21 protein-coding genes are annotated in these 20,366 nt (G+C 73.7%); 9 read left to right on the top strand and 12 right to left on the bottom strand.

All coding sequences use genetic code 11. From position 1 onward, the window contains the following. Positions 1 to 902 (top strand): ATP-binding cassette domain-containing protein (locus ACFRAV_RS27430; RefSeq protein WP_382559185.1); only part of this gene is annotated, 902 nt, incomplete at its 5' end. Then, a complete protein-coding gene (gene mmsB / locus ACFRAV_RS27435) occupies positions 899 to 2,083 on the top strand; it encodes a multiple monosaccharide ABC transporter permease (protein WP_382559187.1) in 1,185 nt (394 codons plus the stop codon). The genes ACFRAV_RS27430 and mmsB, both read left to right, overlap by 4 nt. 98 nt (positions 2,084 to 2,181) lie before the next feature. Here mmsB and ACFRAV_RS27440 read toward each other — a convergent pair whose 3' ends face one another. From ACFRAV_RS27440 to ACFRAV_RS27490, 11 genes are all read right to left on the bottom strand, one after another. Then, positions 2,182 to 2,760, bottom strand: coding sequence for a rhodanese-like domain-containing protein (locus ACFRAV_RS27440; RefSeq protein WP_382559189.1), 579 nt, complete (start codon positions 2,758 to 2,760; stop codon positions 2,182 to 2,184). Positions 2,761 to 2,845: 85 nt separating this feature from the next. Further along, on the bottom strand, positions 2,846 to 3,589 hold the full coding sequence (locus ACFRAV_RS27445; RefSeq protein ID WP_382559191.1) for a sulfite exporter TauE/SafE family protein: 744 nt from the start codon (positions 3,587 to 3,589) through the stop codon (positions 2,846 to 2,848). After that, positions 3,586 to 3,951, bottom strand: a complete 366-nt coding sequence (locus ACFRAV_RS27450; protein ID WP_382559193.1) for a rhodanese-like domain-containing protein — start codon at positions 3,949 to 3,951, stop codon at positions 3,586 to 3,588. Before ACFRAV_RS27450 ends, ACFRAV_RS27445 begins: the two co-directional genes overlap by 4 nt. Before the next feature lie 56 nt (positions 3,952 to 4,007). Further along, entirely contained in the window at positions 4,008 to 5,366 is a 1,359-nt protein-coding gene (locus ACFRAV_RS27455) for a rhodanese-like domain-containing protein (protein ID WP_382559195.1), read from the bottom strand. A gap of 186 nt (positions 5,367 to 5,552) precedes the next feature. Further along, on the bottom strand, positions 5,553 to 6,788 hold the full coding sequence (locus ACFRAV_RS27460) for a cytochrome P450 (protein WP_382559197.1): 1,236 nt from the start codon (positions 6,786 to 6,788) through the stop codon (positions 5,553 to 5,555). Then, positions 6,785 to 8,059, bottom strand: a complete 1,275-nt coding sequence (locus tag ACFRAV_RS27465; RefSeq protein ID WP_382559199.1) for a cytochrome P450 — start codon at positions 8,057 to 8,059, stop codon at positions 6,785 to 6,787. Before ACFRAV_RS27465 ends, ACFRAV_RS27460 begins: the two co-directional genes overlap by 4 nt. Continuing rightward, positions 8,056 to 8,721, bottom strand: a complete 666-nt coding sequence (locus ACFRAV_RS27470; protein WP_382559201.1) for an ATP/GTP-binding protein — start codon at positions 8,719 to 8,721, stop codon at positions 8,056 to 8,058. The genes ACFRAV_RS27465 and ACFRAV_RS27470 overlap by 4 nt, the downstream gene beginning before the upstream one ends. Next, positions 8,696 to 9,055, bottom strand: a complete 360-nt coding sequence (locus ACFRAV_RS27475; RefSeq protein WP_382559203.1) for a DUF742 domain-containing protein — start codon at positions 9,053 to 9,055, stop codon at positions 8,696 to 8,698. Before ACFRAV_RS27475 ends, ACFRAV_RS27470 begins: the two co-directional genes overlap by 26 nt. Further along, positions 9,052 to 9,474 carry a roadblock/LC7 domain-containing protein gene (locus ACFRAV_RS27480; protein ID WP_382559205.1) on the bottom strand — a complete coding sequence of 141 codons (423 nt, stop codon included), beginning with the start codon at positions 9,472 to 9,474 and terminating at the stop codon, positions 9,052 to 9,054. The genes ACFRAV_RS27475 and ACFRAV_RS27480 overlap by 4 nt, the downstream gene beginning before the upstream one ends. Then, positions 9,471 to 10,862 carry an ATP-binding protein gene (locus ACFRAV_RS27485; RefSeq protein ID WP_382559207.1) on the bottom strand — a complete coding sequence of 464 codons (1,392 nt, stop codon included), beginning with the start codon at positions 10,860 to 10,862 and terminating at the stop codon, positions 9,471 to 9,473. Before ACFRAV_RS27485 ends, ACFRAV_RS27480 begins: the two co-directional genes overlap by 4 nt. A 192-nt stretch (positions 10,863 to 11,054) precedes the next feature. Further along, positions 11,055 to 11,456, bottom strand: a complete 402-nt coding sequence (locus tag ACFRAV_RS27490; protein WP_382559209.1) for a DUF6281 family protein — start codon at positions 11,454 to 11,456, stop codon at positions 11,055 to 11,057. Positions 11,457 to 11,689: 233 nt separating this feature from the next. Here ACFRAV_RS27490 and ACFRAV_RS27495 point away from each other — a divergent pair, with 233 nt between their 5' ends. Genes ACFRAV_RS27495 through ACFRAV_RS27520 form a run of 6 tightly spaced genes read left to right on the top strand, consistent with a single transcriptional unit; the run spans position 11,690 to position 18,669 of the window. Continuing rightward, on the top strand, positions 11,690 to 12,478 hold the full coding sequence (locus tag ACFRAV_RS27495; protein ID WP_382559211.1) for a GntR family transcriptional regulator: 789 nt from the start codon (positions 11,690 to 11,692) through the stop codon (positions 12,476 to 12,478). A gap of 42 nt (positions 12,479 to 12,520) precedes the next feature. Next, entirely contained in the window at positions 12,521 to 12,748 is a 228-nt protein-coding gene (locus ACFRAV_RS27500) for a ferredoxin family protein (RefSeq protein WP_351111456.1), read from the top strand. Positions 12,749 to 12,763: 15 nt separating this feature from the next. Beyond that, positions 12,764 to 14,122: an ABC transporter substrate-binding protein gene (locus tag ACFRAV_RS27505; RefSeq protein WP_382559213.1), complete on the top strand. Its 1,359-nt coding sequence runs from the start codon at positions 12,764 to 12,766 to the stop codon at positions 14,120 to 14,122. Next, positions 14,119 to 15,015, top strand: a complete 897-nt coding sequence (locus tag ACFRAV_RS27510; protein WP_382559215.1) for an ABC transporter permease — start codon at positions 14,119 to 14,121, stop codon at positions 15,013 to 15,015. Before ACFRAV_RS27505 ends, ACFRAV_RS27510 begins: the two co-directional genes overlap by 4 nt. Then, positions 14,999 to 15,787 carry an ABC transporter ATP-binding protein gene (locus ACFRAV_RS27515; RefSeq protein WP_382559217.1) on the top strand — a complete coding sequence of 263 codons (789 nt, stop codon included), beginning with the start codon at positions 14,999 to 15,001 and terminating at the stop codon, positions 15,785 to 15,787. The genes ACFRAV_RS27510 and ACFRAV_RS27515 overlap by 17 nt, the downstream gene beginning before the upstream one ends. Before the next feature lie 11 nt (positions 15,788 to 15,798). Continuing rightward, positions 15,799 to 18,669, top strand: a complete 2,871-nt coding sequence (locus ACFRAV_RS27520; protein ID WP_382559219.1) for a fumarate reductase/succinate dehydrogenase flavoprotein subunit — start codon at positions 15,799 to 15,801, stop codon at positions 18,667 to 18,669. On the opposite strand, the gene ACFRAV_RS27525 is transcribed toward ACFRAV_RS27520, so the two are convergent. After that, positions 18,641 to 19,891, bottom strand: coding sequence for an MFS transporter (locus tag ACFRAV_RS27525; protein ID WP_382559221.1), 1,251 nt, complete (start codon positions 19,889 to 19,891; stop codon positions 18,641 to 18,643). The two genes, ACFRAV_RS27520 and ACFRAV_RS27525, sit on opposite strands and share 29 nt — an antisense overlap. A gap of 67 nt (positions 19,892 to 19,958) precedes the next feature. Between ACFRAV_RS27525 and ACFRAV_RS27530 the strand changes: the two genes are divergently transcribed. Then, positions 19,959 to 20,357, top strand: a complete 399-nt coding sequence (locus ACFRAV_RS27530; RefSeq protein ID WP_382559223.1) for a MerR family transcriptional regulator — start codon at positions 19,959 to 19,961, stop codon at positions 20,355 to 20,357. Positions 20,358 to 20,366: the final 9 nt, after the last annotated feature.

The raw sequence follows: 20,366 nt of genomic DNA on the forward strand, positions 1-20,366 counted from the left end.
CCACCGAGGAGCGGATCATCGCGGGGATGGTGGGCCGCGACCTGGACCACCGCTTCCCCGAGCGGACCCGGTACGCCGCCCCGGCCGAGGAGGAGAGGCCGGCCCTGGAGATCCGGGACTGGACCGTGCACCATCCCATCGACCAGCACCGCAAGGTGGTCGACGGGGTGTCCCTGCGGGTCCGGCGCGGTGAGATCGTCGGCATCGCGGGGTTGATGGGGGCGGGCCGCACGGAGCTCGCGATGAGCGTCTTCGGCCGCTCCTACGGGCGCCACGCGGGCGGCACCGTCCTCAAGGACGGCCAGGAGATCAGCACCCGCACGGTGCCCGAGTGCGTGCGGCACGGCATCGCCTACGTCACCGAGGACCGCAAGCACTACGGGCTCAACCTCATCGACACGGTCGGCCGGAACGTTTCGCTGACCGCGCTCGGCAAGGTGGCCCGGCACGGGGTGGTCGACGAGCACGAGGAGCGGCGGGTCGCCGAGGGCTTCCGTACCTCGATGAACATCCGTACCCCCACGGTCTTCGAGACGGTGGGCCGGCTGTCCGGCGGCAACCAGCAGAAGGTCGTGCTCAGCAAGTGGATCTTCGCCGGGCCGGACGTCCTGATCCTGGACGAGCCGACCCGCGGGATCGACGTGGGCGCGAAGTACGAGATCTACACGGTGATCGACCGGTTGGCGGCCGAGGGCAAGGCGGTGGTGTTCATCTCCTCCGAACTGCCCGAGCTCATCGGCATGTGCGACCGGATCCACACCATGGCGGCAGGCCGCCTGACCGGTGAGTTCCTCCGCGAGGAGGCCACCCAGGAGGCGTTGATGCGGTGCATGACGGCGGACCGGAACGGGGGCGGCAAGGGAAGCGGGCCCGCCGGCGCGGGAGAGGCGGAGGAACGATGAGCACGGTGGGCTTGGCGCGGCTGGTGCTGGACGGCATGCGCCGCAACATGCGGCAGTACGGCATGCTGTTCGCACTCGGTCTGATCGTGGCGCTGTTCGCGGTCTGGACCGACGGCGACCTGCTGCTGCCCCGCAACGTCTCCAATCTGGTCCTGCAGAACAGCTACATCCTGGTGCTGGCCGTCGGCATGATGCTGGTGATCATCTCCGGGCACATCGACCTGTCGGTCGGGTCGCTGACCGCCTTCGTGGGGGCCGTCGCCGCCGTCCTGATGGTGGAGAACTCGGTGTCGTGGCCGCTGGCGGTGCTGCTGTGCCTGCTGCTCGGCGCGGCCGCGGGGGCGTTGCAGGGCTTCTTCATCGCCTACGTGGGCATTCCGTCGTTCATCGTCACGCTGGCGGGGATGCTGCTGTTCCGCGGGCTGACGGAGATCTTCCTGCAGGGCCAGACGCTGGGCCCCTTCCCGCGCGGGTTGCAGAACATCGCCAACGGTTTCCTGCCGGAGGTCGGCCCGGAGACGAACTACCACAACCTCACCCTGCTGCTGGGGCTCGGGCTGATAGCCGTGGTGGTGCTTCAGGAGATACGGGACCGGCGCCGTCAGCGGGAGTTCGCCCTGGAGGTGCTGCCCACTCCGGCATTCGTCCTCAAGCTGGTGGCGCTGGCCGCCGCGGTACTGGTCGCGACGCTGCTCCTGGCCAGTTACAAGGGCGCCCCGGTGGTCCTGCTGATCCTCGGCGTGCTGGTGGCCGGCTTCGGCTACGTGATGCGCAACGCGATCATCGGCCGCCACATCTACGCCATCGGCGGCAACCTTCCGGCGGCCAAGCTGTCCGGTGTGAAGGACAGGAAGGTCACCTTCCTGGTCTTCCTCAACATGGGCATGCTCGCCGCGCTGGCCGGCCTGGTCTTCGCGGCCCGCTTCAACGCGGCCTCGCCCAAGGCCGGCGTGAACTTCGAGCTGGAGGCGATCGCCGCCTCCTTCATCGGCGGCGCGTCGATGAGCGGCGGCGTGGGGACCGTCCTGGGCGCCATCATCGGCGGCCTGGTCCTGGGCGTGCTGAACAACGGCATGAACCTCGTCGGCATCGGCACGGACTGGCAGCAGGTGATCAAGGGCGCGGTGCTGCTGGTGGCGGTCGGTTTCGACGTGTGGAACAAGCGGAGGGTCGGTTCCTGACCCACCGGGTCCGGCGTCCTCGAGGCGGCCGGGTGCGACGGAAGGCGAGGGCGGGTCCCGTGGGGGCCCGCCCTCGCCGTTCCACCGGGAGCTGTGGGTCAGCTCCGGCGGAGGCGGGCCAGGGAGGCGTCGAGGTCGGCTCCGCAGGGGCGGTTCCAGGGGAGCTTGGCGAGCATCGCGGCCATGCCGCAGGTGTTGGTCACCGCGGAGAAGACCAGTCCGGCGGCGATGCCCGCCGACAGCAGCTGGAAGGCCGGGTGCACCAGGAGGCCGAGGAGGAGGCCGAGCAGGACGAGGGAGCCGGCGGTGAGGCGGACCTGGCGGTCCATGGCCCAGGTCCTGCCGCCCGCGCTCTGCCGCGGGCGGTCGATCTCGTGGCCCTGCTGAACCCAGGCGCCGGTGCCGCCGGCGAGGGTCGCGACGTGCACGCCGTTCTGGGCGAGCGTCCGGCAGGCGTTCTCCGAGCGGGCGCCGGAGGCGCAGACGACGAGGACCTCGCCGCGCGAGGCGGCGTCACGGATGTCGGGCAGGGCGCGGCCGAGCTGGTCCAGGGGGATGTTGATCGCGCCGGGGAGGTGCCCGCCGGCGTACTCGCCGGGCGTGCGGACGTCGATCACGGTGAGCTCGTCCAGGCGGGAACGGGCCTCGCGGGAGTCGAGGGAGACGGGAGTGGTCATGGGGGGCCGTCCTTCGGGGCGGAAGCGGGGTGGATGCGGGTGGAGGGGTGGGTGTCCGGTCGCCGTGGCGGGGCCGCGGGACCGGTCAGACGAAGGTGTCGACGAGCATGAGCAGGGCGACGGCCAGGAGCAGGTAGGCGAAGACCCGCTGGAGGGTCGGGCCGGCGAGCTTCTTGGCCTGGCGCTTGCCGTCCCACGCGCCGAGGACCGCCGCGGCGGTGAAGGGGGCGACGACCGCCCAGTCGAGCTGCAGGCCGCTGCCGGCCCGGGCGGCGAGCGCGGCCAGCGAGTTGATCACGATGACCAGCAGGCTGGTGCCGACCGCCCGGCGCATCGGCAGGCGCAGCACGCCGACCAGGGCGGGGACGGCGAGGAAGCCGCCGCCCACGCCGAGGAAGCCGGTGACCGCGCCGAGCCCGGCGCCGGCGGCGCCGGCCTTGCCGGGGCGGACCTCGCCGGTCGTGGCGGCGCGGGCGGGCCGCAGCATGCGCAGGGCCGCGCCCGCCGCGACGAAGGCGAAGGCGAGGGTGAGCACGGCCTGCGGAAGGTGGCCCGCGGCGGCTCCGGCGAGTGCCGCGGGCACGACGCCCGCGCCGGCGAACAGCAGTCCGGTCCGCCAGGCCACGTTGCCGTCGCGCGTGTGCCCGGCGAGCGCCGTCAGCGAGGTCAGCGTGACGATGATCAGGCTGGCGGTGGTCGCCTCGGCCGGGCCGAAGCCGGCCAGGTAGATCAGGGCGGGCACCGCCAGGACGCTGCCGCCGCCGCCCAGGCCGCCCAGGGCCAGGCCGACGACCGCGCCGGCGAGGAGTGCGAGGAGGAGAACAGTCATGCGACGGAGCCGTCGTTTCCTCGTCCGTCGACGACCGCGTGGCCGGCGGCCGCCCAGTCGCGCATGCCGCCCACGACGTCCACCGCCCGCTCGCCGCGAGCGGTCAGCAGCCGCGCCGCCGTCTGCGAGCGGTTGCCGCTGCGGCAGATCACGACCAAGGGCCGGCCCTGGGCCGCGGCGGGCAGGGGCGCCCCGTCGGCCAGGGCGGACAGCGGTGCGAACAGCGCGCCGGGCGCGTGACCGGCGTCCCACTCGGTCTGCTCACGTACGTCGAGCAGCACGGCCGGGGCGTCGGCGCCCCGCGTACATCGCTCGGCCTCGTCGACGGCGACGCGGTGCGCGCCGTCAGGGAATAGGGACATCACGAACCTCGGGAGATCAGGGAGGGGGTGCTCGGGAGCCGGCCGGCGGGGCCGGCTCAGCCGGCGGTGACGGTCAGGCCTGCCTGGACGGCGGAGTCGAAGCCGTCGTCGACGGCCACCACGTCACGCCCGGCGGCGTCCAGCAGGGACGCGGCGATCCCGGCGCGCAGGCCGCCGGCGCAGTGCACCCACACGGTGCCCGCGGGCACCTCGTCGAGCCGCTTGTGCAGCTCGTGGATCGGGATGTGGACCGATCCCTGGACGTGCCCGCCGGCCCGCTCGGAGTCGCGGCGCACGTCCAGGACGACGATCCCGTCCTTGTCCTCCTCTGCGAGGCCGGCGAAGGTGGAGCGCGGGAAGGACGCCAGCTCGGCGCCCTCGCCCGCCCACTCCTGCGGGCCGCCGGTCGCGGCCGCGGCGGGCCGATCGATGCCGACCCGCACCAACTCACGCTGGGCGGCGGCCAGCTGCTGCGCGGACTCGGCGAGCAGGGTCACCGGCTTGCCCCAGGGAATCATCCAGGCCAGGTAGGTGGCGATCTTTCCCTCGGCGTCGAAGTTGAACGACCCCGCCACGTGCCCCTCGGCGAAGGCGACCCGGTTGCGCAGGTCGACGACCCACTCGCCCGCCGCGAGCCGGGCCGCGATCTCCGCGGCGTCCGCGACAGCAGGCGGCGTCAAATCCACCGGGGCCGGGCCCTGGGCATTGGCCGGACCCATGTGCGCGTAGTAGGCGGGAACGTCCTCGAGCCCGGCGAGGAGCTCGGCGACGAAGGAGTCCACATCGGTGGTGAGCGCCGTGTTCGCGCTCTTCTCCCGGCCGATCGTGGTGCTCTCCCCCTCCGCCTGCGCGGAGGAGCAGAAGCTGCCGAACCCGTGGGTGGGCAGGACCGCCGTCTCGTCGGGAAGCTCACCGGCCAGCCGGTGCGCGGAAGCATGCTGGGCGCGCGCCAGCTCCTCCGTCAGGCGCGGCTCGACCAGGTCGGGGCGGCCCACCGTGCCGATGAGCAGCGAACCACCGGTGAACGCGGCCACCGGCGTGCCCCGCTCGGCCAGCACGTACGCGGTGTGGTGCGGAGTGTGACCGGGGGTCGCCACCGCCCGCAGCTCCAGTCCGTCCTCGACCCTCACCGAGTCACCGTCGGCCACCGGGGTCCGCGAGAACGACACGTTCGCCCCCGCGGGCACCAGATAGACGGCGCCGGTGATCCGCGCCAGCTCCAGCCCCCCGGTGACGTAGTCGTTGTGCACGTGGGTCTCCACCACATGCGTGATCCGCACACCACGCCGCGCGGCCGCCGCCAGCACCTGATCGATGTCCCGCGGCGGATCCACCGCCACAGCAGCCCGCTCACCGCCGGCCAGGTAATGCCGGTTGCCCAGGCCCTCGAGCTCGATGGTGTCGACGAAGAACACGCGGTCGCTCCCTTCCTGAAAATTCCCTGGAAAATTACCCCCCTGGGTATGCATTCGACTGTAACACGAGTACCCCCGGGGGTATCCGGACGCCGCCGAGCGCCGGTCCGCGCCGGGTCCGGGAGCACCCCGGACACGAAGAACCCCCGGGGCGGGTACCCCGGGGGCGAGCGAACGACGAGGCCGTCAGTCGGCGAGCCGGACCGGGACCGTCTGCCAGCCGTAGGCGATGAAGGACGGCACCTGCGTCAGGTCGCCGTCGCCGAAGGCGGGGGTCAGGCCGGGGAAGCGGTCGAAGAGGGCGGAGAGCGCGGTGCGGGCCTCCATGCGGGCCAGCGGGGCCCCGATGCAGCGGTGGACGCCGATGCCGAAGGACAGGTGGTCGTCGGCCGAGCGGGCCGCGTCGAAGGCGTCGGCCGTCTCCCCGTAGTGCTCCGGGTCCGAGCCGGCCGCGCCGAAGGTGGTGAGGATCGCGTCCCCGGCGGGGATGGTGACGCCGCCCACGGTGACGTCGGAGACGGCGAACCGGAGCGGGAGGGAGGCGATGGACGGGCGGGCGCGCAGCACCTCGTCGATGACCTGGTCCCAGTCGATCCGCCCGGCGCGGACGGCGGCGAGCTGCTCGGGATGGGTGAGCAGTTCCACCACCGCGTTGGCGATCAGGTTCACCGTCGTCTCGAAGCCGGCGCCGATGACCAGCAGCAGCGTGAACAGGAGTTCCTCGTCGCTGAGCCGGTCGCCCTCCTCGTCGCGGACCCGGATCAGCTCGGTGGTGAGGTCGTCGCCGGGGTGCTGCGCGCGGTGGGTGATCAGCGCGGGGATCACCGTGCCGATCCGCTGCTGCACGAAGGCCGCGTGCTCGGCGCTCGGGTCGGTGGTGTCCATGATCGCCGCGACCAGTTCGACCACGTCCTGCCGCAGCTCGTCGGGCACGCCGAACAGCTCGCAGATGATCTGCATCGGCAGCGGGTGGGCGAACGCCTCCTTGAGGTCGACGACGGCTCCGTCCTGGCCCTGCTTCTCCATCGCGTCCAGGAGCTCGGCGGCGACGGCTTCGACCCGGCCGCGCAGCGCCTCGGTGCGGCGGGCGGTGAAGCTGGGCGCGACCAGGCGGCGCAGCCGGGTGTGGTCGCTGCCGTAGGTGGAGAGCATGTTGACCACGCCGATCCAGCCCAGTACCCACGCCCACTCCGGGTGCTCGCCGACCTCCGGCCACAGCCGCCAGTGCCTGCGCGGGTCCTTGCTGACCTGCGGGTCCAGGATCAGCGTCCGCAGCGCGTCGTACCCGGTGGGCGCCCAGGCCGGGATGCCGCCGGGAAGCTCCACGGGGACGACCGGTCCCATGGCCCGCAGCCGCGCGCTCTCCGCGACGATGTCGGAACCGAAGGGGTCGATGGGCACGCGCGGGGGCGTGGTGGTCATGCTCGGGCTCCAGTCTGGGTGGTCGGACGGTCGCCGGGCAGCCCGGCGGGGCGGTCGGGCGTGCGGGGGGTGAAGCGGACCGGCAGGGCGACGAGGGAGCGGTGGAAGGGGCCGGGCCGCCAGGTCAGCCGGTCGCGGGGCACGGTGGGCTCCATGTCGGGGAGCCACTGGGTGAGCCGCTCGATCGCCTCCGTGGCGATCAGCAGGCTCTCCTGCTTGACCGGGCAGGTGTGCGGACCGGCGCCGAACGACAGGTGCGAGGCGTCGCGTGGGTGGTGGGCGCCGCCGTGCTGCTCCTCGGCGAACATCGCGAGCGCCCCGTAGGAGACGACGACCGGCACCGCCGACTGCACCCACACGCCGTGGAAGCTGACCGGCTCGCGGGCGTAGAGCACGCCGTAGTTGGTGAGCGGGGTCTCGTAGCGGAGCACCTCGAGGACGGCGTCGCGCACGGGGCGGGAGCCGCTGGTGAGGGTGGAGTAGTACGCCGGGTTGCCGAGGATGCGGGAGAGCGCGTTGGTGACCAGGTTGGTGGAGGGCTCGTGGCCGGCGCCGAGGGTGAGGAAGACCTGCCAGGTCACCTCCTCGACGGTGAGCTCCAGCGGGTGGTCCAGCAGCCGGCTGGTGAGGTCGTCGCCGCGCCTGGCCTTCTTGGCCGCGATCAGGTCCAGCACGTACCTGCCGTACTCGGCCTCGGCGACGGCGGCGGCCTCGCCGCCCTCCATCAGCGCGCCGATGGCGTCGTTGAGCCGGTCGGCCTCGCCCTCGGGGAAGCCGAAGAGGCTGTTGAAGACCAGCGTCATCAGCGGGCGGGCGAAGTCGCGCACCAGGTCCGCCTCGCCGCTCGGCCCGAACCGGGAGACCAGGATGTGCACCGCCCGGATCACCCGCTCGCGCAGGTCGTGCGGCTCGACCAGGGCGAAGGCGTCGAGCAGGGCGGTGCGGTAGCGGACGTGCTGCTCGCCGTCGGAGAAGAGGGTGTTGGGACGCCAGCGCATCATGCCGAGGACGGGCAGGTCCTCGGGGACCGTCTCCTGCCAGGCACGCGGGTCGCGGGTCCAGGTCTTCTCGTCGTGCAGCATGTCGAGCGCGGCCTTGCGGTCGGTGACCACGTACGCCGGTACGCCGGGAGCCAGTTCGGCCCGGCCGACCGAGCCCTGGGCGCGCAGCGCCTCGTAGGAGCGGCGCGGGTCGGCGGCGAAGCCGTCCTCCCACAGCCGCACCGGGGCGGAGCGCTCGAAGGACTCCGAGGGGGCGGGATACGTGGTCATCGGCGCACCTGTCCTGCCGTCGCGCGGGCGTCGAGGTCGATCAGGTGCTCCACCAGGGCGAGCAGCGCGTCGACGGAGGAGTGGGTGTCCCGGGCGTCGCACTCCACCAGGGGGGTGTCGGGCGCCAGGTCGAGGGACTCCCGCAACTGCTCCTCGGGGTAACGGCGGGAGTCGGGGAAGGTGTTGACCGCGACCGCGTACGTCAGCCCCGACTCCTCGACCAGGCCGAGGACGTCGAAGGAGGCGTCGAGGCGACGGCTGTCGACGAGCACGAGGGCGCCGAGCGCCCCGTAGGCGATGTCGGCCCACAGCGCGCGGAAGCGTTCCTGCCCCGGGGTGCCGAACAGGTAGAGGACGGTCTCCTCGCCGAGGGTGATCCGGCCGAAGTCGATGGCCACGGTGGTGGTCCGCTTGTCCCGGACGCCGTCGAGGTCGTCGACGGCGACGGACGCCTCGGTGAGGTGTTCCTCGGTGTGCAGGGGGCGGATCTCGGAGACCGAGTCGATCAGGGTGGTCTTGCCGACGCCGAACGGGCCGACGACGACGATCTTCACCAGTTCCTTGGCGGCGGCGGGGAGATGGAGGTCCCCGGCCCGGACGGCGTCGTCGAGGACCCGGCTCCCGGCGGGCGATACGTCAGAGCTTGAGGGCGCGGAGGCCATCGGCGACTCTCTTCAGCAGGTCGTGGTCGGGCTGGCCGGCGGACGGGACGGGCGGGCGCGCCGTCACCAGCCCCTGGTCGATCAGGGCGGCGGACAGGACCCGGACGGCGGAGACCGGCAGGCGCAGCAGCGCCGCCGCCTCCACCACGGTCAGCGAGCCGCCCTCCAGCTCGCCCAGCAGCGCCTGCTGGGCGGGCGGCAGCTCGCCGGGGTCCGGGCCGGCGGTGGAGGTGAGCACCGACAGGCGCTCCAGGCTGTTGCGGCTGGGCCGCGCCACCCCCTCGGTGGAGAGGTAGGCGGGCACCAGCGGCCGGCCGGCTCTGTGCCCCCTCATTGGGAGGCGCCGCCCTCGGCCGCGCGGGGCGCGGCGGCCATCACCTTCTCGCCGAGCCGGGCGACCTGCGAGTGCACGCGGTGTCCGAGCAGGTCGAGCCGGACCTCCGGGTCGCCGAACGCGGCGACGCAGGTGCCGTAGTCGGTGGGCGCGACCAGGATGTAGCCGTGGTCGGACTCGATCACCACCTGCCGCAGCTGGGCGGCCGGCATGTCGGCGAACGCGGCGGCCGCGGTGCGGCAGGCGCCCTGCACGGTGGAGGTGATGGCGGCGACGCGGTCGGCCGAGTCCTGGGTGAGCGCCTCGGAGAAGCCGGACACCAGGCCGTCCCGGGTGAGCAGCACGGCGGCCTTCACGTGCGGGACCTCGAGGATCGGGTCGAGGACCCACGCGCTGTCACCGGTCTCGCGGTTCGTCATCGGGGATCGGTCCCTTCGGTTCGGGCCGCTTCACGGGCGGCGGCGGTCGCCGACTGGAGGGCGCCCAGGGCTGCGGCGCACTCCTCGGGCGAACGGGCGGGGGCGGCGGCCTCGGCCGCGCTCGGCCGGATCAGCGCCGCCTGGTCCGGCGACACCTGACGGCGACGGCGGCGCGGAAGGTCCTCGGCGGCGGGCTCCGGGCGGGCGGGGTCGGCGGCCGGCGCGTCCGGCCCGGACGCGGCCCGGTCGTGGGCGGGCTCCCCGTCGTCCTCGGGCAGGCGCGGTCTGGGCACCTCTCCGGTGCGGGTGGAGGGGGACGCGCTCGCGGCGGCGGGGCGCAGCTCCGGGTCGATGTGGCTCAGCAGGTGGCCGTGGACCAGCAGGACGGCCCGCACTCCCCCGTACGGGGACCGCGAGGAGAGGTCCACCGCGAGGTCGAACTGGCGCGTGAGCTGCCCGACCGCGGCGAGGCCCATCCGGGGCGGGTCGCCCAGGTCGGAGAAGAGGATCGGGTCGGTGCCGGCGACCATGCGCTGCGCCGCGGCCCTCTCGTCGGGCGACATGCCGACGCCCGCGTCGTCGACGGTCACGGCGACGCCGTTGTCGACGTGTTCGAGGTTGACGACCACCGAGGTCTCCGGCGAGGAGTGCCGCAGCGCGTTGTCGATGAGCTCGGCGGCGATGATCGCGACGGGCTCCACGGCGTGGGAGACCAGCGCGGTGCCGGGCAGGAGGTGGTTGTGGAGCCTGACCCGGCGGTAGCCGGCCAGCCGGGCCTGCCCTCCGGTGACGGCGTCGACGAGGTGGGACTCCTCGCGGGCCAGTCCCACCCACGCCCCGCAGACCACGGCGGTGACCTGGGCCCGGCGCAGCGACTGCTCGTTCTCGTGGTCGAGGGTGAAGAGGACCTGCGCCAGCTCGGGGTCGTCGTAGCGTTCCTGGAGGCCGTGCAGGAGGTCCTGAAGGCGGTACAGGCTCGCCTGGATCTCCCGGGTGGCGCCGCGCATCCCGGCGCAGGCGGCGGCGTCGACGCGCTTGCGCTCCTTCAGGATCGCGGCGCGCAGGGCCTCCAGCACCGGTTCGGTCGCGGCTCCCGCCGTGCCGGCCGGTCCGGGCACCGGGACGTGCGGGTGGGTGGCGCGGGTGGCCTCGGCCGGCATCCGCCGGGCGACGAGGTGCTCCAGCTCGGCCGTGAACGCCTGACGGACCCGCTCGGCCTCCTCGAGCCCGGCCCGGAGGGACTGCTCGGCCTGCTGGCGCAGCCCGGCCGTCTCCCGCCGGAGCCGGTCCTGTTCCCGCCTGGAGCGCCACAGGCCCCCTCCCAGCGCGAAGGCGCCCGCCGTCCCGGCGGCCAGGCAGCCGAAGGCCAGCTCCGGTATCTCGATCATGTATGAGGACCTCGGGGTCTCGGATACGACTGGGCGGCGGTGCACAGGTGTCTGTCGAGCAGATGGCAAACTACACACCATCACCGGCCGGTTGCACCTCGTCCGCGCCCAACTTGCTTGCAGATCTGGTTATTTGAGCGCAAGACGAGTCCGAAATTTTCGAAGCGCCACGGATCGGGGGACGACGGCCGGCTACCGGAGGTCCGCCCCGGGGACCGCCACCAGCACGACGTCGCCCGGGGTCCGGGTCACCGCCAGGGCAGTCTCCGGGGCCACGCCCTCCACCTCCCGGACGGTCACCTCCTCGGGCTTCTCCCCCGCGCCCGCCCCGCCGTCGTCGCACACCGGCACCAGCCCGGTGCCGATGGCCTCGCCGGGCGTGAACTCCGGGTCCCCGGCCTCGTGATAGGAACGGCCCTCGAACTCGACGACGTAGACGCACTTCGCGCCGGCCTCACCGCCCGCCCCGAGTCCGCCCTCCGTCCGCGTCCGCTCGATCCGTCCCCCGCTCGTGCAGCCGGCCACCGCCGCCAACAGGGCCACCACCGCCACGCCCCGCACGCGCCGCTTCCGCGCCGATGCTCCCGTGCCCATCGCCCGTCCTCCCTCTCCCGGCCACCGGGGGACCTGTCGGCCTCCCCTGTACGACGACGGAGCGGAGGCCCGGTTCGTTCGACGCGCACCGCGCGAAGGTTCGTCCGCCCGAAGAGGCAGATCTTCTGGTCCGCGCCCCGAAGGCCCAGGTCATCCAGGTGACGGCCAGGCCGGGAAGTGGCGCAATACTGCGGCAACACCACGATCCGCATCGGATCGTTATGGTTCGGGCCATGCCACCCACCGACCGCGTCCGGGACCACGCCGGCCAGGGCGCGCCCACCGTCGCGGCCCAGCGCACCCGGCGCCGGCTGCGCGCGGACCGCGCACGCCAGCTCGCCGACCTGCTGCGCCGTCAGCTCCTCACGGGCGGCTGTCCGGACGGGACCCTCCCGCACGAGTCGGACCTGGCCCAGGAGTTCCGGGTCTCGCGCAACACCGTCCGCCTCGCGCTGGACCTCCTGCGCGCGGAAGGGCTGGTGGAACGCCTTCCCGGTGTCGGCACCGTGGTCGTCGCCCAGAAGTACCCGCACGGCCTCGACCGCCTGATGGGTCTCGCCGAGACCCTTCACGAGCACGGGCACGTCACCAACGAGGTCCGCACCGTGGGTCTCCTCCCCGCGCCCGCCCTGGTCGCCGAACGCCTCCGCGTCGCGCCCGGCGCCGATGTCGTCTACATCGAACGTCTGCGGCGCCTGAACGGCCTCCCGCTCTCCCTCGACCTCACGTACATCCCCCTCGACATCGGCACCGAACTGCTCGGCGCCGACCTGGAGAACACCGACGTCTTCCGCCTGCTGGAGACCGTCACCGGCCGCGCGCTCGGCCATGCCGAGATCACCCTGGAGGCGGTCAGCGCCGACGCGCACTCCGCCACCGTGCTGCAGGCGCCGCGCGGTGCCGCCGTGCTGATGCTGGAGCGCCTCACGCATCTCTGCGACGGACGCCCCGTCGACCTGGAGTTCATCCGCTTCCGCGGTGACCGCATCTCGATGAGCGGCCGGCTCCACCGCTCCCTGTAGCCCTCCCCCGTCCCGTACCGCACGACCTTCCCGGAGACAGCCATGCCCCTGGTGCCCCAACGGGCCGACGTGCCCGTGACCATCGACGCCACGAAGTGCATCGCCGGCTGCACGCTCTGCGTGGACATGTGCCCGCTGGACTCCCTCGCCATCGACGAGACCAGCGGCAAGGCCTACATGCACGTCGACGAGTGCTGGTACTGCGGCCCGTGCGCGGCCCGGTGTCCCACCGGCGCCGTCACGGTCGACATGCCCTACCTGCTGCGTTGAGAGGCCCGCATTCCCATGACCACGACTCTCCTGAGACGTCCGGCGGTCGCGCTCGCCGCGGGCGTCCTCCTGCTCCCTGTGTCCGCCTGCGGCGGCAGCGCCGAGGCGGACGGCTCCTCCACGGTCACCGTCACCGTCGGCTACCAGTCGAAGACCATCAACACGGTCACCGCCGGCACCCTCCTGCGTTCCCTCGGCCACTTCGAGAAGCAGTTGAAGGCCCTCGACGACGGCACCACGTACAAGGTGGAGTGGCAGGACTTCGCCACCGGCGCGCCCATCACCGCGCAGATGACCGCCGGGAAGATCGACATCGGCTCGATGGGCGACTTCCCCCTGCTCATCAACGCGGCCCGGGGCAAGCAGCTGAACCGGCCCACCCACCTGGTCTCGGTCACCGGCTACAACCTCAAGGGCGGCCTCAACACGGTCGTCGTGGCCCCGGGATCGAAGCTCACCTCGCTGAAGGACCTGAAGGGTGCGAAGGTCTCCACCAGCGTCGGATCCGCCGCCGACGGCACCCTGGTGCGGGCCCTGCGGCAGGCGGGCCTCGACCCCGCACGGGACATCGAGAAGCTCAACCAGCAGCCCGCGGTGGGCGCCTCGGCCCTCGCGGCGGGCAGCGCGGACGCGCTGTCGCAGTTCGTCGCCTGGCCCGGGCTGCTCGCCCACCAGGGCAAGGCGAAGGCGCTGTACGACGGCGCGCAGCTCGACCTGCCCACCTTCCACGGCGTCACCGCCCGCGCGGACTTCGCCGAGCGGCGTCCGGCCGTTCTGGAGGCGTACCTCAGGGCCCAGGCGGAGGCGACCGACTATCTCGACGCCCACCCGGTGGACGCCGCGGAGAAGGTCGCCGAGGCGACGGGTCTGCCGGCCGAGGTCGTCTACCTCTACAACGGAGCCCACGGCATCGCGACCTTCGACCCGTCCGTCAAGCCGCAGCTGGTCTCCGCGCTCGAAGAGGACGTGGCGATCCTGAAGGCGGCGAAGCTGACCGGCGACATCGACGTGGACTCGTTCGTCGACGACCGGTACGTCAAAAAGGCCCTCGGCGCCGGGTACGCCGAGCGGCTGCGGGCCGCCCCGCCGGCCGCGGCGAGCGAGGTGTGGCCCGAAGGGGCCTCCAGGACGGTGGAGTTCGCCTCCCCCGACGAACTTCTCGTGCATCTCGCGCGGCACAGGGACGGCATCCGCGCGGCCTACGTCCCCGACGCCACCACCGGTACCCCCTGGTTCGCCGACAAGGCCGTCTGGGTGGCGGACGGCGAGCGGTCGCTGCCCTTCGTCGCGCCGGAGACGGCGCGGGCGTACGTCGCCGGTCACGAGGGCGCCAGGCTGATCAGCTACGCGGACGCCCTGGGACGCGCCTCATGAGCCGCTACCCCGGCCGGCCGGGCCGGCTCGCGCTGCGGGCCGGGTCCCTGGCAGCGGCTCTGGGCCTGTGGCAGCTGCTGACCGCTCTCGACGTGGACCTGTGGCTGCGCTTCTCGCAGTTCCCGACCGTGACGGACGTGGCCCGGACCTTCGCCGGCCGGCTCTCCGGCCCCGACTACTGGACCGATCTCACCGACAGCCTCACCCGGATCGTGACCGGTTTCCTGCTCGCCGCCGTCCTGGGCGTGGCCACCGGAGTGCTCGTGGCGCGCTCCCGGCTCGCCGAGGACGTGCTCGGCCCGGTCCTGGAGGTCGTGCGGCCCGTCCCCGCCATCGCCCTGGTCCCCGTCGCGATCCTGCTCTTCCCCTCGAACGAGCAGGGGATCGTCTTCATCACCTGCACCGCCGCCTTCTTCCCGGTCCTCGTCTCCACCCGGCACGCGGTGCGGGCGCTGAGCCCCGTGTGGGAGGAGGCGACGCGCACCATGGGCGGCGGCCGCCGGTGGATCCTCGGTGCGGTGGTCCTGCCGGGCGCCCTGCCCGGCATCTTCGGCGGCCTGTCGGTGGGCATCGGCGTGTCCTGGATCTGTGTGATCTCCGCCGAGATGATCTCCGGCCAGTACGGGGTCGGCTACCGCACCTGGCAGGACTACACGATCGTCGACTACCCGGGCGTCTTCGTCGGCATGGTCACCATCGGCCTGCTGGGCTGGCTGACCTCCACCGCGGTCGAGCTGGCCGGCCGTCGCCTGACGCGCTGGCTGCCGCGCACCTCGTACGTGCCGGGTGCCGGGTCCGCGCCCGGCCCCGCCGCCCCGGCGTCCGCCGCATCCGCGTCGCCCGCCCCGGAAGCCGTCGAGCCCGAGGAGGCACGCCGTGAGCACCTCGTCTGACACCGGGCCGGCCGGGACGCGGGCCGTCTCTCCCGCCCCGTCCGGTGCCCGCCTCACCCTTCGTGACGCCACCCTGGGCCGGCCGGGCGCCCACACCGTGACGGGCGTCGACCTGGACATCGCCCCCGGGGAGATCCTCACCGTCGTCGGAGCCTCCGGCTGCGGCAAGTCGACGCTGCTGCGCACCGTGGCCGGGCTGCTGCCCGTGCGGGCCGGGGTGGTGGAGCAGGACGGCCGGCCGGTGACCGGGCCCGGGGCTGACCGGGCGCTCGTCTTCCAGGAGGACGCCCTGCTGCCCTGGCGCACCCTGCGCGCCAACGTGGAGCTGCCGCTGGCCATCCAGGGCATGCCGCGCGCCCGGCGCGGGGAACAGGCCGAGGCGTGGCTGGAGCGGGTCGGCCTCACCGAGCAGGCGCTCCGGCTGCCGCACCGGGTCTCCGGGGGGCAACGGCAGCGGGCGCAGCTGGCCCGCGCGCTGGCGGGCCGGCCGCGCGCCGTCCTCATGGACGAACCGTTCGGCGCTCTCGACGCGCAGACCCGCGCCGGCATGCAGGACCTGCTGCTGGAGGTGCTGCACGGCACCGGCGCGACCGTGCTCTTCGTGACCCACGACGTCGACGAGGCCCTGTTCCTGGGCGACCGCGTGGCCCTCCTCGGCTCCGGCCGGCTCATCGCCCTGCGGGACGTACCGCGTCCGCGGGAGCGCGCCGCCCACGACGACCCGGCCCGCGCGGTCCTGCGCCGGGACCTGCTCACCGCACTCGGCTCCTGAAAGGCACTCTGGTGGACACTTCCCTCGAGATCCCCGACCTCGCGGACGCCGGCGAACTGACCTGTGACGTCCTCGTGGTCGGAGGCGGCACCGCCGGCACGATGGCCGCCCTGACCGCCGCGGAGAAGGGCGCGGACGTCCTGCTCCTGGAGAAGGCGCACGTGCGTCACTCGGGCGCCCTGGCCATGGGGATGGACGGCGTGAACAACGCGGTGATCCCGGGCCGGGCCGAACCCGACGACTACGTCGCGGAGATCACCCGGGCCAACGACGGCATCGTCGACCAGTCCACCGTCCGGCAGACCGCGACGCTCGGCCACGCGATGGTGCGGCGCCTGGAGTCGTACGGGGTGAAGTTCGAGAAGGACGAGCACGGGGAGTACGCCGTGCGGCAGGTGCACCGGTCCGGGTCGTACGTGCTGCCGATGCCGGAGGGCAAGGACATCAAGAAGGTCCTGTACCGGCAGCTGCGGCGGCGGGAGATGCGGGAGCGGATCCGGATCGAGAACCGGGTGATGCCGGTGCGGGTGCTGACGGTGCGGGGCCGTGCCGTGGGCGTGGCCGGCTTCCACACGCGCACGGGCGCGTTCGTCACCGTCCGCGCGGGGGCGGTGATCCTGGCGACCGGCGCCTGCGGCCGCCTCGGCCTTCCGGCCTCCGGCTATCTGTACGGCACGTACGAGAACCCGACCAACGCGGGCGACGGCTACGCGATGGCCTACCACGCGGGCGCCGAGCTCACCGGTATCGAGTGCTTCCAGATCAACCCGCTGATCAAGGACTACAACGGGCCCGCCTGCGCCTACGTCGCCAACCCGTTCGGGGGGTACCAGGTGAACCGGCACGGCGAGCGCTTCGTGGACTCCGACTACTGGTCGGGACAGATGATGGCCGAGTTCGCGGCGGAGGTGGCCGGGGACCGGGGACCGGTGTACCTGAAACTCAGCCACCTCCCCGAGGAGTCGGTCTCGGCCCTGGAGTCGATCCTGCACACGACGGAGCGCCCGACCCGCGGCGCCTTCCACGCGGGCCGCGGCCACGACTACCGCACCCACGACGTCGAGATGCACATCTCCGAGATCGGCCTGTGCGGAGGGCACTCCGCCTCGGGGGTGCGGGTCGACGACCACGGCCGCACCACGGTGCCCCGGCTGTACGCCGCCGGGGACCTGGCCTGTGTCCCGCACAACTACATGATCGGCGCCTTCGTCTTCGGCGACCTGGCGGGCGCGGACGCGTCGCGCCACGCGCCCTACGAGGGAGAGTTGCCCGCCGACCAGCTGCGGGCGGCGCACGAGCTGATCTACCGTCCGCTGCGCCATCCGGACGGTCCGCCGCAGGCCCAGGTCGAGTACAAGCTGCGCCGCTTCGTGAACGACTACGTCGCTCCCCCGAAGTCGGGCGCCCGGCTGTCGCTGGCTCTGGAGGCGTTCGAGAGGATGCGCGCCGACATCGCCTCGATGGGGGCCCGCACCGCCCACGAGCTGATGCGCTGCGCGGAGGTCACCTTCATCCGCGACTGCGCGGAGATGGCCGCGCGGGCCTCCCTGGCCCGCACCGAGTCCCGCTGGGGGCTCTACCACGACCGTCTCGACCACCCGGACAGGGACGACGCGTCCTGGTTCCACCACCTGGATCTGCGGCAGTCCCCCGGCGGGGCGATGGAGTTCACGGCCCGTCCGGTGGCCCCCTACCTGGTGCCGGTCGACGACTTCGCGCCGGTCGGCGGGCCCTCACGCCACCTCGGCGAGGTCCACCCCGAGCAGGTGGCGACCGCGGGGGCCCGGGACGTGGCACCGGTCGCGGCAGGCGGGAAACAGGCCGTGCACGACGCCTCCGCGCGCGCTCGCTCGGGCTCCGACTCCGGCTTCGGCTCCGACACGGGCTCCGGTTCGGGCTCGGGCTCCGGTTCGGGCTCGGGCTCCGGTTCGGGCTCGGGCTCGGGCTCGGGCAGGGACGCGGCGGTGACGCCCCGGCTGCTCGCGCTGCTCTCCCTGGCGGAGGCCGACCCCGGGCTGGACGACCTCGCCCCCTACCTGGCCGATCCCGAGCCCGGGGTCCGCCGGACGGCCGTCACCGTCCTCACGGAGACCGCACCGCCGGGAACCGGGACCGCCCTGGCCGCCGCGCTCACCGACCCCGACGCCGAAGTCCGCGGCGCGGCGGCCGCCTCGCTGCTCGAACTGGTCGAGACGCTGGAGCCGGAGCCGGCCCTGCGCGAGCGCCTCACCGCCGCCCTCCCGGCGTCCGACCCGGTGGCGCGAGCCACCGCCCTGGACGTCCTGCGGGTCCTGCGCCTCGGTGACGCCCGGCTGTTCGCCGGGCTTCTGGCGGACTCCGACATCGCGGTCCGCCTTGCCGCGGTCCGTGCCCTGGTGTCAATCGACGCCGTCGGGGACCTGGCCCGTGCCGCGACCGCCGACCCCTCCCGCGAGGTCCGGGTGGCCCTCGCCAGGGCCCTGGCCTCCGTCGCGGCGGGGCAGCCGCGGGAACCCGCACCGGCCGGTTCCGGAACCGGGCCGGTGCTCCCGGCCCTCGCGGGCCTTCTGGGCGACCCCGACGCCCTGGTGCGTGCGGCCGCCCATGAGGCACTGGCGACGACCGGCTGCCCCGCGCCGCTGGCCGAACGCTCGGCGGCGGCCCTGTCCGACCCGGCCTGGCAGGTGCGGGCCGGCGCCGCGGCCGCCCTGGCCGCCGCGGACCCCGGCATCGCCGTCCCCGCCCTCGCCGAGGCCCTGGCCGACCCGAACGCCGACGTCCGCAAGTCGGCCGTCACCGCGTTGACCCGGCATCGCGCCGTCGTGGACGCCCGGGCCGCCCTGTCCTCCGCGACGACGGACCCGGACGCGGACGTCAGGGCCTACGCGGCACGGGCGTTGTGACGCCGCCCGGCACCGGCGGCGCGGTGGGGCGCGCGGGGAAGGCGTGACGGCGGGCGAGGGCGACGACGAGCAGGCTCGTCGCGCCGAGGACCGCCGCCGCCACGGCCACCGAGGTCGCGCCGAGGCCCTCGAGCAGGAGACCGCCCATGATCCCGCCGAGCATCATCGCGACGTTCCACAACGTGACGAGGACGGCCTGCGCGGTGTCGGCGGCGGCCCGGCCGTGCCGCAGGCCGGCCCGGCCGGCGGCGGTCTGCAGCAGGGTGGGCACGCCTCCCCAGCCCAGGCCCCAGACGACGGCGGCCGCCCCGACGGCCCACGGCGCGGTGGTGAGCGCGAAGGCCGCGGTGGCGAGGGTGAACAGGGCCGCCCCGCTCCACGCCAACACCCGCAGTCCCCGGTCGACATGGCGCCCGACGAACCAGATGCCCGCCAGGCAGGCGGCGCCGAACATCAGCAGGATCGTGCCGGTGGACCGGCCGAGACCGGCCTGCCGCAGGTAGGACGCGATGTAGGCGTAGACGATCGTGTGGCCGAGCACGAAGGTGACCACCACCGTCATGACCGCGGCGACGCCGGGGACCCGCAGGGTCCGCAGGACGGTCGCCTTCGCCTCCTCCCCGGGCTCCGGCCGGCGCGCCGCGGGGACGGACCGGACGATCCAGCCGATGACGGCGAGGGTGGCCACCGAGACCGCCGCGAACGCCGCCTGCCATCCCGCGTGTTCCCCGATCAGGGTGCCGGCGGGAACGCCCAGGGACAGTGCCAGCGGGATCCCGGTCATGGTGACGGCGATGGCCCGCCCTTCCAGCCCGGCCGGGGCGATGCTCCGCGCGTGGCCAGCGAGGATCGCCCAGGCGAGACCGGCGGCGACCCCGGCGAGGAACCGGGCGGCCAGGAGCACGGCGTAGCCCGGCGCGGCGGCGGTGAGGGTGTTGGCGACCAGGAAGGCGGTCATGGCGCCGAGCAGCAGGCGCTTGCGCGGGACGGAGGCGGTGGCGGCCGCCAGCGGGACGGCCGTCAGGGCGGTGCCGGCGGCGTACACGGTGACGGCCTGCCCTGCCGCGCCGGCGCTCACCGCGAGATCGGCGGACATCTCCGGAAGGACTCCGGCGGGCAGGGTCTCGGTCAGGCTGGTGATGAAGACCGCGGTGCCCAGCGCGAGCAACGCCGGCCACGGCAGGGCGGTGCGTCGGACCCGGGACGGTGTCGTGGTGGTCATGCACGCATCCTGAAACCCTCACATCGGTGTGATGGTCAAGCGGGTCGTGCGTGACTAGGCTGACGGCGTGCGTATCGGTGAGCTGTCGCGGTTGACGGGGGCCTCACGCAGGCTGCTGCGCTACTACGAGGAGCAGGGGCTGATCGTCCCGGACCGGGGGGCGAACGGGTACCGGGAGTACGACGAGCGGTACGTGGACCGGGTGAAGCAGATCCGCGGGCTCCTGGCGGCCGGGCTGCCGACCCGGATCATCAGGCAGATCCTGCCCTGCCTGGACAAGCCCCGGTCGATCCACTTCCCGGACGCCACGCCCGAGATGCTGGCCCTGCTGACCGGCGAGCGGGACAAGCTCAGCGAGCGGATCGAGGTGCTGGTCCGCAACCGTGACGCGATGAGCGAGTACCTGGCGGAGGTCGAGAAGCACCGGGCCCGGCCGGCCGCGACCCCCGAAGCGGCCCCGGCCTGAGCCCTTCGG

Origin of the sequence: Streptomyces sp. NPDC056600 (assembly GCF_042792855.1) — a bacterium.
Taxonomy (GTDB): Bacteria; Actinomycetota; Actinomycetes; order Streptomycetales; family Streptomycetaceae; genus Streptomyces.

Bases quoted from the DNA above. Each gene is read 5' to 3' on its own strand.
- mmsB (WP_382559187.1), top strand. From the start codon at position 899: ATGAGCACGGTGGGCTTGGCGCGGCTGGTGCTGGACGGCATGCGCCGC.
- ACFRAV_RS27440 (WP_382559189.1), bottom strand. From the start codon at position 2,760: ATGACCACTCCCGTCTCCCTCGACTCCCGCGAGGCCCGTTCCCGCCTG.
- ACFRAV_RS27445 (WP_382559191.1), bottom strand. From the start codon at position 3,589: ATGACTGTTCTCCTCCTCGCACTCCTCGCCGGCGCGGTCGTCGGCCTG.
- ACFRAV_RS27450 (WP_382559193.1), bottom strand. From the start codon at position 3,951: ATGTCCCTATTCCCTGACGGCGCGCACCGCGTCGCCGTCGACGAGGCC.
- ACFRAV_RS27460 (WP_382559197.1), bottom strand. From the start codon at position 6,788: ATGACCACCACGCCCCCGCGCGTGCCCATCGACCCCTTCGGTTCCGAC.
- ACFRAV_RS27465 (WP_382559199.1), bottom strand. From the start codon at position 8,059: ATGACCACGTATCCCGCCCCCTCGGAGTCCTTCGAGCGCTCCGCCCCG.
- ACFRAV_RS27470 (WP_382559201.1), bottom strand. From the start codon at position 8,721: ATGGCCTCCGCGCCCTCAAGCTCTGACGTATCGCCCGCCGGGAGCCGG.
- ACFRAV_RS27475 (WP_382559203.1), bottom strand. From the start codon at position 9,055: ATGAGGGGGCACAGAGCCGGCCGGCCGCTGGTGCCCGCCTACCTCTCC.
- ACFRAV_RS27480 (WP_382559205.1), bottom strand. From the start codon at position 9,474: ATGACGAACCGCGAGACCGGTGACAGCGCGTGGGTCCTCGACCCGATC.
- ACFRAV_RS27485 (WP_382559207.1), bottom strand. From the start codon at position 10,862: ATGATCGAGATACCGGAGCTGGCCTTCGGCTGCCTGGCCGCCGGGACG.
- ACFRAV_RS27490 (WP_382559209.1), bottom strand. From the start codon at position 11,456: ATGGGCACGGGAGCATCGGCGCGGAAGCGGCGCGTGCGGGGCGTGGCG.
- ACFRAV_RS27495 (WP_382559211.1), top strand. From the start codon at position 11,690: ATGCCACCCACCGACCGCGTCCGGGACCACGCCGGCCAGGGCGCGCCC.
- ACFRAV_RS27500 (WP_351111456.1), top strand. From the start codon at position 12,521: ATGCCCCTGGTGCCCCAACGGGCCGACGTGCCCGTGACCATCGACGCC.
- ACFRAV_RS27505 (WP_382559213.1), top strand. From the start codon at position 12,764: ATGACCACGACTCTCCTGAGACGTCCGGCGGTCGCGCTCGCCGCGGGC.
- ACFRAV_RS27510 (WP_382559215.1), top strand. From the start codon at position 14,119: ATGAGCCGCTACCCCGGCCGGCCGGGCCGGCTCGCGCTGCGGGCCGGG.
- ACFRAV_RS27525 (WP_382559221.1), bottom strand. From the start codon at position 19,891: ATGACCACCACGACACCGTCCCGGGTCCGACGCACCGCCCTGCCGTGG.